Source organism: Staphylococcus sp. GDX8P114P-2 (genome assembly GCF_017892945.1).
GTDB lineage: Bacteria > Bacillota > Bacilli > Staphylococcales > Staphylococcaceae > Staphylococcus > Staphylococcus arlettae.
Map to the genome: position 1 here is coordinate 1 of NZ_JAESMB010000004.1, position 15,073 is coordinate 15,073.

12 protein-coding genes and 1 pseudogene are annotated in these 15,073 nt (G+C 31.6%); 10 read left to right on the forward strand and 3 right to left on the reverse strand.

Going from position 1 to position 15,073, the window contains the following annotated elements; genetic code table 11:
- Window positions 1-530: 530 nt before the first annotated feature.
- A complete protein-coding gene (locus KA845_RS01305; protein ID WP_210127745.1) occupies window positions 531-2,468 on the reverse strand; it encodes an IucA/IucC family protein in 1,938 nt (645 codons plus the stop codon).
- 356 nt (window positions 2,469-2,824) lie between these two features.
- Between KA845_RS01305 and KA845_RS01310 the strand changes: the two genes are divergently transcribed.
- The 3 genes from KA845_RS01310 (at window position 2,825) to KA845_RS01320 (ending at window position 7,371) form a co-directional block, all read left to right on the forward strand.
- Window positions 2,825-4,588 carry an IucA/IucC family protein gene (locus KA845_RS01310; protein WP_167867857.1) on the forward strand — a complete coding sequence of 588 codons (1,764 nt, stop codon included), beginning with the start codon at window positions 2,825-2,827 and terminating at the stop codon, window positions 4,586-4,588.
- Window position 4,589: 1 nt separating this feature from the next.
- Window positions 4,590-5,654 carry an alanine racemase gene (locus KA845_RS01315; protein ID WP_210127746.1) on the forward strand — a complete coding sequence of 355 codons (1,065 nt, stop codon included), beginning with the start codon at window positions 4,590-4,592 and terminating at the stop codon, window positions 5,652-5,654.
- 307 nt (window positions 5,655-5,961) lie between these two features.
- Complete coding sequence (locus KA845_RS01320; protein WP_210146955.1) at window positions 5,962-7,371, forward strand: YjiH family protein; 1,410 nt, start codon at window positions 5,962-5,964, stop codon at window positions 7,369-7,371.
- Between the two features lie 50 nt (window positions 7,372-7,421).
- Here the strand turns inward: KA845_RS01320 and KA845_RS01325 are convergent, their stop codons facing one another.
- Window positions 7,422-7,733 carry a heme oxygenase gene (locus KA845_RS01325; protein WP_002509235.1) on the reverse strand — a complete coding sequence of 104 codons (312 nt, stop codon included), beginning with the start codon at window positions 7,731-7,733 and terminating at the stop codon, window positions 7,422-7,424.
- Window positions 7,734-7,869: 136 nt separating this feature from the next.
- A complete protein-coding gene (locus tag KA845_RS01330) occupies window positions 7,870-8,130 on the reverse strand; it encodes a SunI/YnzG family protein (protein WP_002509234.1) in 261 nt (86 codons plus the stop codon).
- 172 nt (window positions 8,131-8,302) lie between these two features.
- Here KA845_RS01330 and KA845_RS01335 point away from each other — a divergent pair, with 172 nt between their 5' ends.
- The 7 genes and pseudogenes from KA845_RS01335 to KA845_RS01360 all read left to right on the forward strand — a co-directional run bounded on the left by KA845_RS01335 (window position 8,303) and on the right by KA845_RS01360 (window position 14,599).
- Entirely contained in the window at window positions 8,303-8,806 is a 504-nt protein-coding gene (locus tag KA845_RS01335; RefSeq protein ID WP_002509233.1) for a metal-dependent hydrolase, read from the forward strand.
- 117 nt (window positions 8,807-8,923) lie between these two features.
- A complete protein-coding gene (locus KA845_RS01340; protein WP_021458990.1) occupies window positions 8,924-10,114 on the forward strand; it encodes a UTP--glucose-1-phosphate uridylyltransferase in 1,191 nt (396 codons plus the stop codon).
- Between the two features lie 14 nt (window positions 10,115-10,128).
- Window positions 10,129-10,815 carry a PAQR family membrane homeostasis protein TrhA gene (trhA, locus tag KA845_RS01345; RefSeq protein WP_002509231.1) on the forward strand — a complete coding sequence of 229 codons (687 nt, stop codon included), beginning with the start codon at window positions 10,129-10,131 and terminating at the stop codon, window positions 10,813-10,815.
- 225 nt (window positions 10,816-11,040) lie between these two features.
- Window positions 11,041-12,369, forward strand: a complete 1,329-nt coding sequence (gene sdrM, locus KA845_RS01350) for a multidrug efflux MFS transporter SdrM (protein WP_107373526.1) — start codon at window positions 11,041-11,043, stop codon at window positions 12,367-12,369.
- 173 nt (window positions 12,370-12,542) lie between these two features.
- Complete coding sequence (locus tag KA845_RS01355; protein WP_021458992.1) at window positions 12,543-12,998, forward strand: SepA family multidrug efflux transporter; 456 nt, start codon at window positions 12,543-12,545, stop codon at window positions 12,996-12,998.
- Between the two features lie 117 nt (window positions 12,999-13,115).
- Window positions 13,116-13,232 (forward strand): annotated as a pseudogene (locus KA845_RS12980) (hypothetical protein); the annotation flags it as partial.
- A gap of 302 nt (window positions 13,233-13,534) precedes the next feature.
- Window positions 13,535-14,599, forward strand: coding sequence for a P-loop NTPase (locus KA845_RS01360; protein ID WP_210124547.1), 1,065 nt, complete (start codon window positions 13,535-13,537; stop codon window positions 14,597-14,599).
- Window positions 14,600-15,073: the final 474 nt, after the last annotated feature.

Below are 15,073 nucleotides of genomic sequence, written 5' to 3' on the forward strand. Positions count from 1 at the left end.
ATGATTCGATAGGTCGACAATATCTCCTACTAACGTAAATATACGAAAAAGCACTACTATTTTGACAAAACTATATAAATAGAAAATAAACAAACCTTTCGCAAATTAATGCAAAGAATTTTTCTACGGTATGGAGGCTTGGACGACATTGATTCGTCCTAGCCTCTTTTCATATGGGCAGTAGCTGACTGCATTGAAAATACGCTTCAAATCGAGCTTTTTTCAACGCTAGTCATCCTTGCCGGGGTGGGACGACGAAATCATTTTTTCAAAATCAGATTTCTGTCCCACTCCCTATTTTATTCAAAACCTCTTTTCATATGGGCAGTAGCTGACTGCATTGAAAATACGCTTCAAACCGAGCTTGTTTCAATGCTAGTCATCCTTGCCGGGGTGGACAACGAAATCATTTTTTCAAAATCAGATTTCTGTCCCACTCCCTTTTTTGTTAGAAGCTAACAGTGTGGTCTTATAGAGAGGCAATTAAACAATTGTTGTGTTGATAGTTTAATGTGCAACGACGATTGTTTTTATTTATGTAATGGATTATTAACTTTTACATAGGTGTAATAATCCGCTTCATCAACTAAACGCATAGTTGTAACACATTTATAGTCAATAGTCGGAGCAAACAGAATTTCTTTAAAGTTATTAATTCCGTTACTATTATCCATTGATTGTGCAACTTCATCGAGTTTTTGTTCAATTAAAGTTCTGACATTTGACCAGATTATATTTTCTATATGAGGGGCATCCCAAATTTTTACTGCTGTCAGTATAAGCTCTCCGATATGATTTTGAACGGTTGAATAAAAGGCCTTGTTCAACACTGTTTGTGCATTTGAAGTCAAGATCAGTGATTTTTGATGAAAGTCTTTTGTACTGTATCCCATAGCATTTAATTGTTGAGTATCAATGCGTAATCCTTCAAAATCGCGAATATAAATATGGTGTAATGCGCCAGTGTTATTAATTGAAATAATAGCATTTTGTAAATGTGCTTCTAGAGCTATTCCATATTTGGCTACTAAAGGTATTACTAAGTCGCAAAGTGTTTTACTATAATGTGTTAACCAAGCTATAGCTGCTGTTTCTATAGAGTCAAAAGCGTAATTGTCATAATAACGCGTGATTAATGTTTCTAAAGGAGTTTCACTATTATAAACATGACAACTAACTAAACTAGAAGGCACTATTGGGGTACTATCATTTTCGATTAGCTGATAAATATTTTCGCGAAATAAAGTAGCAATCTGTTCACTACGCTTTGTTTGCTGCTGCTCAGAGCTATTGTAATAATGTAAACCAGCTATTTCATCGACAGTTGAAGCTTGTATATTCTTGAATAAATTATCTTGAGATATGATATCTTTTAAAATCTTTGATACTAATGGTCCATTAAATGTTGTTTGTTCAGATAAAGTTCGAATTTCACCTGTAATATGTACGTTGGTAGCCAATTTAATATGTGGTGTCGTATCTACTTTTGGCATTAATGTTCTAAAAGAGAGACCAGCATAATAATCTAATTGATAATTTAAAGGAATATATAAACTAGATTGTATGAGGTCATCATATTGCGATTTGAAAATTGTCTCAAATTGCCATGGATGTATTACAAGTACATAATAGTTTGGCAGTTGAGAATGTCCTACTTCAGCGACGACACATTGTCGCAAATTTGGAAATCGTTGGAATAAAGCTTCATTATAATCAGACGTCAGTGATTGTGATTTTGCCACTGATTTATGTAATAATGCAAAATGCAGTGAAATGGGCTTATCGAATTCGGCTGAGTATTGAATAGCTTCGCTTGCTGTTAGCCCTTTACGTAACTTAGCGCCTGGATGTAAAGGATGTCCTTCAATGACAGACTGTTCTGAGCGTAAATAACTATCTTTACTGTTTTCAATTAATGTCCACAGCGGTGCTGTAACTTGTGAAAATGAATATAGTTGATAACTTAGTGCTAACGCTAAATTAGCAATACTGTTTTCAAGATCCATTTTAAATTGTAACGTTGCATCAGTATCTAATTTTGGTAATTCAGTTAATATGCAATTTAAAATTAGCTCTGGATGTGTGATACGTGTTAATTTATCTTCTTCTAAAAAATAAAATGGACCTTCCACGTCTACACGATTAAATGCATACATCCCCACAATAGGTGCTATTATTACTTTATTTGAATTTGAGAAGTAGAGCTGTAGTACATGTGAGCGACTCGTTTTCAAAGTAAAAGGTATGTCAGTAACTTCTCTGATACAACTGTTATTATAACAATTTGCTAAGTTCTCTCTATACATTGATGCTACCAAACGCTGGGTTATTTTATCTCTACTTAATGAGATAGCACTTTTGAATTTGTCAGCCCACTGTGATTCATTGGTAGATAAATAAGTATAAGCAGACGCTTCTTCAGGAGTAAGTTGTATATTTAAATCGTTATAATTATTTATATTTGTCATAACACACCTCAAAAAATTTATTTTACAAATGCATTTTATATTTGTACAATCAATAGTATCTATAATGATAATGGTTATCAATTAAGTATGGGAGTATTTTCCCATACCTTTATGCTAGCGTTATATTTTATTATTAAATTTTATCATATATTGTGTGGTTATCACATGTAGTAAGTTAAACCGTAGCTATTTAGACGAAGTAATTTAATTATTTTATGTTATTAAATATTGCCGAGTTAGCATGGATTTTAACAATATTATCAGCAGTATTTTATAATAACTATGTATAGTTTATTGAATGAATGAACAGCATGTATAGTGAAATTTGGGAAGTAAAAATGGAGGACACCTATTATATGGAATATACAACAAGACAGTTGGCAGATTTAAATGTTCAACATCGAATATTAAATGCCATTATTAAAGAAGACATAGCTTCAGACAACTTAAAATTGCAAGTCGAAGATAGTAAATTATACATTCAATATAAAGGTCAAATCTTAGAAGTTTGTTATACACAGGCTAGTGCTATGAAACGATATAGGTTGAGTGGTTTTATTACGTATAAACGAGGACAACAATCAATTAAGATAGACAACTTAGAGCATTTATTAGCAATTTTAAATGATAATTTTGATTTAAAGATTAGCCAACAGTTAACTTCAGAGCTGATTTCTAGTAGAACAGGTTTTATGTTAATCTATGAACAATTTGACAATAGACAGCAAAATATTGCTGACAGTCTGAAGTTTTCACGTATGCCTCAAAATATAAATTTTTGTGCATGGTTACAGCACATTGTTGAACAAGGTGAAGTTGACGAGTTAACTGTTTCAGAGGGGTTGGTTATTGAAGGACATCCTACACATCCGCTTAGTAAAACAAAACTTCCCTTATCTGAAGCAGATATGAAACTATATTCACCAGAATTTGGTCAAATTATTCCACTAAAACTGATGGTTATCCATAAAGGTAAAGCGGTAGCGACTTCCATGGAAGATCATGAACAATATATGTTGGATGTAGTGTTGCCAGATTACAAATATCGCTTGAAAGCATTTTTGGAATCTCAACAATTGAACTTAAAAGATTACCAAGTAATATTAGTCCATCCATGGCAATATGAACATGTTATTGTAGACACATTTAAGGAGTGGATTCTAGAAGGCTATTTATTACCTACTCCATTTGAGGTTCCATCTAAAGCGACATTGTCTTTCAGAACTATGGAGCTAGTAGGGCGCCCATTTCATGTCAAATTACCTATAAAAGTGCAAGCAACTAGTGCTATTCGTACAGTGGGGCATGTTACTACTATTGATGGACCACACTTAAGTTATGAATTGCAACAGTTAACTAAAGCATATCCATTACTCCAAGTTGCTACTGAACCATTTGGATTATATGCAAATACTGAAGCGTCAAAGGCTAAGCATTTGTCGTATATTATACGTAGTAAACCTCACATTTCTTATAATGGTTTGACGTTAGTTTCGGCGTGTTTAGTGAATAAAAATCCAGTAGATGGTAACACCATAATTGATAGCTACTTAGAATGGCTAAATTATGACATAAACCAGTCCTCAATCAACGAATTTTTACAGCATTATGCATATGCGTTGATTACACCGCTCATAGCTTATATTCAAGATTATGGAATAGCACTAGAAGCACATATGCAAAATACGGTTGTTAATTTAGGACCAGATTTTCAAATGCGCTTTATTGTTAGAGATTTAGGTGGATCCAGAATAGACTTAGATACTTTAAAAACTACAGCACCACAAATCAACGTCATGAATGATAGTTTGTTGGCAGATAATATTGTGGATGTAATAGCTAAATTTCAACATTCAGTAATTCAAAATCAATTTGCTGAATTAATACATCATTTCGGACAATATAAACAGGTGAATGAAGCAGAGTTATTTCAAATAGTGTCGGAAATCGTCAATGCAGCAATAGATGATAATAAACCACATGCGTCAGAATTACGTCAACAATTATTTGCACCCACAATTAAAGTTAAAGCTTTATTACGCATGAGAATGGAAAATAAAGTGAAACAATATATCACAACTGAAATCGATAATCCTATTTGTGAAGAGGGGTGGAAGTAAAGTGCAATTAACAATTAATTTATCCAAAATTCAATATAACGCCAAAGTTTTACTGACATTACTGAATGAACATCATGTACATTTTACACCTGTAACTAAATGTATTGCTGGAGATCAAGTTATAGTAAATGAGTTGAAAAAATTAGGTATTACGCACTTTGCAGATGCACGAATTGATAATATTAAAAAAGCTACAGCTAAAGATATTACATATACAATGTTGCGTAGCCCTGGCCAAAATGAGCTACAAGAAATTGTTAAACTTTCTAAAATAAGTATTCAAACTGAACTGAAGACAATTAAAGCATTAAATGCAGTAGCTAAAAGCGAAGGAACAAAACATGAAATACTTTTAATGATAGATTGGAAAGATGCACGTGAAGGTGTACTTACGTATGATGTCATCAGTTATATAAATGAGATTTTAAAATTACATCATATTTGTCTCGTTGGTCTTGCGTTTAATTTTATGTGTTTTAATACACTTCCTCCATCTGAAGATGATGTAGATATGATAAATCATTTTATCAAAACAATAGAAACTGAGACTCAATATCATTTTAAAATCATTTCTGGTGGTAACTCTAGTATGTTGACACAAATGTTTTACAATGATTTAGGGAAAATAAACGAATTACGAATTGGGGAAACATTATTCAGAGGTGTAGATACGATAACGAGTCAGCCTAGTCCTATTCTGTTTCAAAATTCGATCGTGTTAGAAGGAGAAATTCTTGAAATTAAACCGAGACTTGATATGGCATCTGGGAAACACTATTTGCAAGCTATCGTTGATATTGGTTATTTAGATACGGCAATTAATGGTTTAACAGCACGCAACAGACAAGTGAAAATAATAGGTGCAACAAGTGATCATTTAATGATAGATTTGATGAATTGTGATTACTATCAAGTCAGAGATAACTTAGAATTTGAATTAAACTATCATGCTTTAGCACAAAGCATGTACATGGAAAATATACCTAAAAATTACATCACGGATAATGGCATAACAATAATGACTCAAAGTTTAAATGCCAAACAACTTAACAGCTTTAAATTATAACAATGCTTTAGTTTTTATAATCATTAAAAAGAACTGAGTTTGAGAGTAGTAGGTAGCTGAAATTAAGGTAAAAATAGCCGATAGAGTTATAGATGAGTAGGTTCGAAATTAGTCAGTTATACAGATAAAATAAAACATTGCATTTGAAAGCGTTTTCATATAAAGTAGAGGTAATTCAAAGACAATATTATTTGAATTACCTTATTTAAGTTATTTATCAAATGGTGAAAGGCGCGTGTATAAAAAACTTATCATTTACATATTTATACACAATGGGTTATAATAATCGCTGTGTGAATTTTGCTATATGCATAAAAAATACCACCTAAGGGGTGATAATGAAGTGAATCAATATAGTAAATCGCAAATTATAAAAGGTCGTATTAAGTTTATAATTATGTCATTGATTGGTATTATTTTATTTTTAACACCAATTTCCGTGACTCAAGATGGTAAAAAGGAAACTACTTTAACTGTAGCTTATTTAGCAGGACAAGTAAAAACGTTAATTGGCGATGCGATGCCACTTATCATTGTTATTATTATTACGCTATCTGGGATATTATCAGTGTTATGTTCCACGATTTTGAAACATAAATTAAAACCTGAAGGGTTATTATACAATGCCTTCAACGTTAAAATGGTTTGGCTATTACTTAGAATATTAGCTGTAGTATTTGTATGGTGTACTTATTTAAAAGTAGGGAGCGAAGTAATTTATTCTGAAGATACTGGTGGTTTAGTGTTTTCTAGTTTATTACCAACGCTAGTAACGATATTTTTCTTTGCGGCATTATTTTTACCTTTATTAATGGAATATGGACTATTAGAATTATTGGGACCCATTTTTAGACCAGTAATGCGTCCATTATTTACTTTACCAGGCCGGTCTACTGTAGATAATCTGGCGTCGTTTATTGGTGATGGTACAGTTGGAGTATTGATTACGAGTAGACAATATCAAGAAGGGTTTTATTCGAGAAGAGAGGCAACGGTAATTGCAACAACTTTTAGTGTAGTATCTTTAACGTTTGCGATTGTTGTAGCAGAAACTGTTAACATGCAAAGTCATTTCTTCTATTTTTACTTAACTGTGATAGTTTCATGTTTGGTATTAGCTGTCATTATGCCGAGAATATGGCCGTTAAATAAAATTAAAGATGAATATTCCAAAGAAGTACCAGAAGAAATGAGAACCGAAAAATTACCTGAAGGAAAAACAGCGCTTGGTCATGGTTTTGATATGGCTACTGAAAAAGGAATTAAAGCACCAGGATTTGCTTTGTTTTTTAAATCGGGCTTTAAAACTGTAGTAGATATGTGGTTTGTAATTCTACCAGTAGTAATGAGTATTGGGACACTAGCCACAATTATAGCTACGTATACCCCAGTATTTGCAATTATCGGTAAACCATTTGTGCCATACTTAGAATTACTGCAAATACCAGAAGCGGCACGAGCATCAGAAACTATTATTGTCGGTTTTGCTGATATGTTTTTACCATCTATCCTGATTGAAGGTGTTGGTAATAATATCACATTATTTGTTATTGGGGCGTTAAGTATTACCCAACTTATTTACTTATCTGAGGTTGGTGGCGTAATATTAGGTTCTAAAATTCCTGTAAGTATTTTTAAATTATTTATTATCTTTTTAATTCGTACTATTATAGCGTTACCTATAATTGCTTTAATGGCACATCTCTATTTTAACTAGCAAAAAGGTCAGGACCATGAATTATGGTTCTGACCTTTTGCTATAGGTGACTAATTTAACGAAGAAAGTACATGTGCTTTTACTATTTTGTTGCCAATTACAGGCGATTCTTCTTGCTGCTTGCCTTTGTTACTATGTGCCTCTTTGAAAGCATCACTACTTAACCAAGCATTAAAATCGTCTTCTGATTCCCACCAAGTATTAACGTACATTTGATCATAGTCTAAATCTTCGTCTATTTGCCATACTTCAATACGTTTAAATCCAGAAAGTTCTTCAATTTTACCGCCCTGTGTAAACTTACTTGCCATTTTTGCGGCAAAACCTTTTTTGACATCAATTCTATTTGTCACAACATACATGACTTTTCACCTCTTTGTTAGTTATTACTATTTATCATAAATTGCTGTTTAATAAAACGTCAAATACTAGAGCGTTAATTTAGCAAAAAAAGAGGCAAAACTATAGTTTTGCCTCTTTTGATAAACTTATAATTATTTATTTAGTAAGTTCGTTGTAAACTTTTTGATCGTTTTGCGTATAAATAATGTATTCATGATCATCCGTGTCGATAATAACGCGATTCGTTTTACCAAATGTAGAACCAATTCTGTACACTTTGTCACGATCTAATTTAGGTACTGCATGGATATTTTGGTCTTGCGAAATGTTGTTAATTTCGTTTGTAGGAATTTTGATATCTGCAACTCTCCACTGAATTCTTACTTCATTATTATCTTTTTTAACTGTCATTGCCATATCTTGAACACATCCTTTAATAAATTTATAGCTATATCATATAACATACTGTAATCGTTTTCAAGTGATTATGTGATACTTTTTAAAATTAGGTTATACTTTAACTATTGCGAAAGTATGTTCGCGTTTCGCTTAGTTATGTGGTAAAATATGGCGATAAGGAGAAGTGAAAATGACAGGTAAAACACACGCATCTTGTGGCTTTTTAGTTGGAGCTTTAGCCATAGAATATTACGAAACAGATTTATTTATTTCCGTTACAGTCGTTACTTTAGCAATTATCTCAAGTTTATTACCAGATATTTGTCATGCACAAAGTAGAATTGGAAGACGCTTTAAGTTTATTAGTATTATTATACGACTTTTATTTGGACATCGAACCTTTACTCATTCTATTTTATTTGTTTCAATCATTGCTGCTTTATTGTATATGATTCAAACGCCTAATTATTATTTAATTACAATTATATGTGGTTTGCTTTCACATGTTATACTAGATATGTTGACACCACGTGGCGTTAAATTATTGTATCCTATCCCTATTAGTATTAAATTTCCAGTACAGTTTAAAACGGGAGGGTTAGTTGATTTATCGTTAGCAACAGCACTAACGATTGGAGGCTTTTACACTTTATTCCAATCTTATTTTAATAATTTTATTAATCATTTATTATGATATTGTTTGTCATTGTTAATGATTTGCTATATTGTACATACAGTAAAATTTTATATACTGTATGTAATAAACTATATTTATTTCTATAATGATTATATGGATTTAAGGAGAGAGAACATGTTGGATAAAAAGGAACTAGACAAGTATAATCAAGGTCACTTGGTAGAGTTCGAAAAGCTAATGAGTGCTAATGAAAAGGAAAAACTTAATGAAAAAGTTAAATCTTTAGATTTAGCAGAAATTCAGTCTTTATATGAGTCTTTATATCTTAATAAACAAATGATTAGCGATGTTTCTTCAGTTGATGAAGTAAAATATGAGAAAAGTAATGAATTATCAGATATTGAAAAAGCTCAATATGAGCAACAAGGTATCCAAGCGATAAAGAATGGTAAATTTGCTGTATTATTAATGGCTGGTGGACAAGGGACACGTTTAGGTTATAAAGGACCTAAAGGTACTTTTGAAATCGAAGGTATAAGTTTGTTTGAGTTGCAAGCTCGCCAATTATTACAGTTAGCTGAACAGACTGGTACTACAATCGATTGGTATATTATGACTAGCAAATTAAATGATAGAGAAACACAATTGTTTTTTGAAGACCAGAACTATTTTGGTTATGATAGTGATCATGTATATTTCTTTAGGCAAGATGATGTAACGTGTTTAAACGAACATGGACAATTAGTCTTGGACGAAAATGGTGATATCTTAGAAACACCAAATGGTAACGGCGGCGTTTTTAAATCTTTAAATCAAGCTGGCTATTTAGACCAGATGAAAGAACGAGGCGTGGAATACATATTTTTAAATAATATTGATAATGTATTGGTAAAAGTATTAGATCCGTTGTTTGCAGGTTATACATATGCACATGAGAAAGATGTGACAACTAAATCTATTCAGCCACATGATGGTGAGAGTGTTGGACGTTTAGTAAATGTGGACCATAAAGATACTGTGTTTGAGTATTCGGAATTAGATAACTCAGTTGCTAATACTTTAAACAATGCCAATATCGGTATTCATGCGTTTAATTTATCATTTATACGTAATGTAGTAGATTATGAACTACCTTATCATTTAGCGATAAAAAATCTTAAGCAGTTAGATGAAGACTTTGGTGTGATTCAAGCACCAACATTAAAATTTGAACTTTTTTATTTTGATATTTTTAAATATGCGAATAGCTTTGTGACTTTACAAGTTAATAGGGATGAAGAATTTTCGCCATTAAAAAATAAAGAAGGTAAGGATAGTGTTGAAACAGCTACAGCCGATTTAAAACGCATGAATATTATAGACTAAGGACGGTAATGAGCATGACAGAATCTACAAATTCAAAGCATGATCATAAAATAATGGAAACATTTAAAGACATCATACCGTTGTCGTTTGGTGAAGAAATAGGTAACTCGGTGTCACATGGTTTAGCTGCGTTAATAACGTTATGTATTTTACCTTATGCTGCTGTGCGCAGTTATTTACATGGTGATGCATTACTATCATTTAGTGTTTCTGTATTCGTAATTAGTATATTTTTGATGTTTATTGCATCAACTGTGTATCATGCGATGGCAAATCAATCATCTCATAAGTACATTATGCGAATTATTGATCATAGTATGATTTATATTGCGATAACTGGTACTTATACGCCAATTTGCTTGTCACTAGTAGGTGGTTGGTTAGGATGGACAGCAATGATTATCTTATGGGGAATCACCTTATGGGGAATTTTATATAAATCACTAGCGAAAAAAGTAAATCATAAGCTAAGTTTAGCCATGTATTTAGTTATGGGCTGGGTAGGTGTATTATTTGTTCCTGTAATCATCATGAAAACATCCGTGATATTTATGTTATTTATTTTATTAGGTGGTTTAGCTTATACCGGTGGTGCATGGTTCTATGCACAAAAAAATCGACCATATTTCCATATGATTTGGCATATTTTTATTGTGATAGCTGCAGCATTTCATTTTATAGGTATTGTATATTTTATGTAATTATTAAATAGGTTTATGAGCCTGTTTATTGAATAGAAAGAGAAAGTAATCAAAGCGTTGTATTTTGATTACTTTCTCTTTTTTCGTTAATTGAATAATTAAATTAGGGAAAAACTATTAGTGAAATATATGATTAATTAACGTAAAATACCTTTATAATAAATTAAAGAGGTTACTATTTGATTATAAAAAGAAATAAATTTATTGGTAAAGTGAGGCATTGATATGAATTTGAAGTCTTGTGGTATTGTCATCGCACTTGTGTTAATTATGTTTATGTCTGCGATAGAAACTTCAATTGTGTCATTAGCATTACCTACAATGAAAGTAGAGTTCAATGTTACATCTGAGATTTCACTTATTTTTGCTGTATATTTTATGGCTATTGTAATTGCTAATCCAATAGTTGGAGAATTGTTAGACAGGTATAAAATAATTTATATTACAGTTAGCGGTTTGTGCTTGTTTATGCTGGGCAGTTTATTGGCTGGAATAAGTCAAACGTTTATTATACTTGTGTTATCAAGACTTATTCAGGGATTAGGTGCAGGCGTAATGATGGCATTGGGGCAAATTGTACCTAAATTAGCTTTTGAAATACCGTTAAGATATAAAATAATGGGTGTTATCGGAAGCGTCTGGGGTATCTCTAGTATTATAGGGCCAGTATTAGGTGGTGCTATATTGGAATTTGCTACTTGGCATTGGTTATTCTTTGTGAATATACCTATAGCAATTTTGGCAATTATACTAGTAATTGTTACCTTTAATTTTGATAACGAACAAACTCAGTCCAAAGATACAGATTTTAAAGGTATGACCCTTTTTTATCTGTTGATTTTCGTCTTTTTATCAGCTGTCATGAGCCGTTTCGCGTGGGAGATTAATCTTACTTTGCTATTCATTACAGTGATTGTAGGTTACTTGTTATTCAAATATGAACACAAGGTACAATCTCCATTCGTTCCTGTGTCTGAATTTAATCCAACTATCATTGTAATTTTTGTTACAGATTTTATCTATGCAATGATGTTAATGGGGTATAATTTATATATGCCAATTTACTTGCAAGAGCAATTACACTTATCCCCATTACAAAGTGGCTTTATAATATTTCCAATTTCTATTGCATGGTTAGCATTAAACTTCACCTTAGGCACTATTGAAGCTCATTTTACTAGAAAAGGTTTATATTTATTCGCGTTTACTATGTTATATGTATGTGGTGTGTTGATAATATTAGGCACACATATGCCTGTTTTTATAGCAGGGAGCTTGTTATTTGCAGGTGTCAGTTTTGGAATTGTTTATACTAAAGATAGCGTTATTACTCAAGAGGAAACAGATCCATCATATATGAAACGAATGATGTCATTATATACTTTGATTAAAAGTTTAGGGAGTTCAATTGGCGCTACACTTATGGGTGTTATATATGCGATGGAAATAAGCTATGTGCAATTACATATACATAATATTATTTATGCAACATTTATATTTTTAACTGTTCTAGTTATTTTATGGGTGTCGCTAAATCAAAGAATAAAAAAATAAGTTAGAACAATATTTTGATGGTAGTTATTATTCATGGTTATAATTATTTGTATTTATAACTTTAGTTAGTTTTACTTTGCGTGTTAGTATATATTATGCAATAAGCCGATTAATAATTAATCAAGATTAACATTTGAATTGTAGTGACTAAAACTAGGAGGGCAAGAAATGCAATGAAGTTTATAAGATACTTTTTAACAACATTAATTGTTCTCACAATTTTTATCGTCTCCGGCGCAATTTTCTTGTCCTTTTTAGGTTTTGGTTTATTTGGATTAAGTCGAATTCTTATTTATCTACAATTGGCGGATTTTGGATATAATAAAGGTTTTTATGATAATTTGATTTACTATGGTAGTTATATCGTATTTGGTTACTTTACGTTATTTGCCATAGAGAATTTAATGGACTATTTTCGCAAAAAATTACATGATAGTCCATATTTTCAAGGGTTCACGTATCATTTAATAACATTTGTAGTAACAACGATGCTTTTTTATTTTGTAGTGCATATACATTATAGTTATATCAATATAGATTTTTGGGTTCTTGTTGTTATTATAGGTATTTTATTCATATGTAAAGAAGTGTTTTATCCTGATAGCGAAGACTTAAATAGTAAAAAATAAAATTTTTTAGGTATTTTAATTTTGCTTTGCTAACGAAATGAGGTAGCAATTAAATTTTAATAAGAGCTAAGGAGTGAATTTATGACTGGATAAAGTATTACTAAATCTATTAGAAATATGATTGTAGCAGTAATGGTTGTCAGTGCATTTGTAACAATCCTTAATCAAACACTATTAAATACTGCCTTACCTCAAATTATGAAGGGATTAGACATTACAGAAAACACATCACAAATGAGTTAATTCAACGTCAAGCATTGGCAGCAGGTGTTGATTTTACGTTTGCTATTGTGACAGGCTTAGTTATAATAGGCTTCATTTTGGCATTGTTTATTCGTGAAGATAGAGAAGCGGTAAATAATAGAGAAATATAATTATAAAATTAAAGCAGTTAGCTCGATACCAAAGAAATATTGAGCTAACTGCTTTTGTTGATAAAAAATAAACTATATACTTAATTTGAATTATCTTGAACAAATACAACTTACTTTTTGTTAGAATATATGTATGATTACATAAATTGAGGGGGACTTGCTGTGTTAACAGTAGAAGAAGTAAAATCTCTTGTTGGAAAAGTTAAAGATCCAATATTAGATGTACCATTAGAAGAAACAAAAGGGATTGTCAATGTAACAATCAAAGAAGAAATTGCACATGTAAGTGTGAAAATTGCTATTGCTCAATTAGGAGGACAACCGCAGTTAGATTTACAAATGGCTATTGTAGAAGTATTGAAAGAAAACGGAGCGAACACAGTTGGTATACGTTTTGAAGAATTACCTGCAGAAACAGTGGAATCTTATAGAGCTACATCTAAAGATCAACCACAAACAATAGAAGGTTTATTGTCTAAAGACAACCCTGTAGAGTTTATCGCAATTGCTTCAGGTAAAGGGGGCGTTGGTAAATCTACTGTAGCTGTAAACCTTGCAGTTTCATTGGCAAGAGAAGGGAAAAAAGTAGGTTTAGTCGACGCAGATATTTATGGATTTAGCGTACCAGATATGATGGGAATAGATGAAAGACCAGGTGTCGATGGCAAAGAAATTATTCCGGTAGAGCGTCACGGCGTTAAAGTTATATCTATGGCCTTTTTCGTTGAAGAAAATGCACCAGTAATATGGAGAGGGCCAATGTTAGGTAAAATGTTGACTAACTTCTTTACTGAAGTAAGATGGGGAGATCTAGATTATTTAATTTTAGATCTACCACCAGGTACTGGTGATGTTGCACTAGATGTACATACGATGTTGCCATCTAGTAAGGAAATAATTGTATCAACGCCACATCCAACTGCAGCATTTGTTGCAGCGCGTGCAGGTGCAATGGCTAAACATACCGAGCATTCTATTTTAGGTGTAATAGAAAATATGTCTTACTTTGAAAGTAAGGAAACCGGCAATAAAGAATATGTCTTTGGTACTGGTGGTGGAGAGAAGTTAGCTGATGAATTACAAACTGAGTTACTAGGACAGCTTCCACTGGAACAACCCTCATGGAATCCTAAAGACTTCTCACCATCAATTTATCAAACAGAAGATCGACTAGGTAAAATTTATCAAGATATCGCTCAACAAATCATTGATAAAACAACCAAATAAAGCAGTGTAAAAACACACATATTTTTGTGTGTTTTTCTATTGCAATTTTTTGATTTGATGATACAATTATTTCTTGTGAGCCAAAAGAGATTGCAAGGCAGTTTCGTTAATTATTAGCTGACAAAATATAATAAAAAGTTGTTGACTTGGTAGTCAAAACTTGATATTATAAAAAAGTCGTAAAAAACAACAAAAAAATTATTAATTTTTAAATTTAAAAGTGTAAAATTGATGCTTGATGAATTTAAAATATAATATTAGAATTATAAAAGTAATATTAATTACATGTTTGAAATATTAATTCTTTGTTGACAAACATAAATTGATATGTTAACATTGTAAAGCAAGTATGAATGAACATTGAAAACTGAATCGCAATATGTCAACGTTAATTCCAAACGCAACGACAACGATCGTTGGTTTAAACGTGTTAGAGATAACACACAATTAGTATTTATGAGCTAATCAAACATC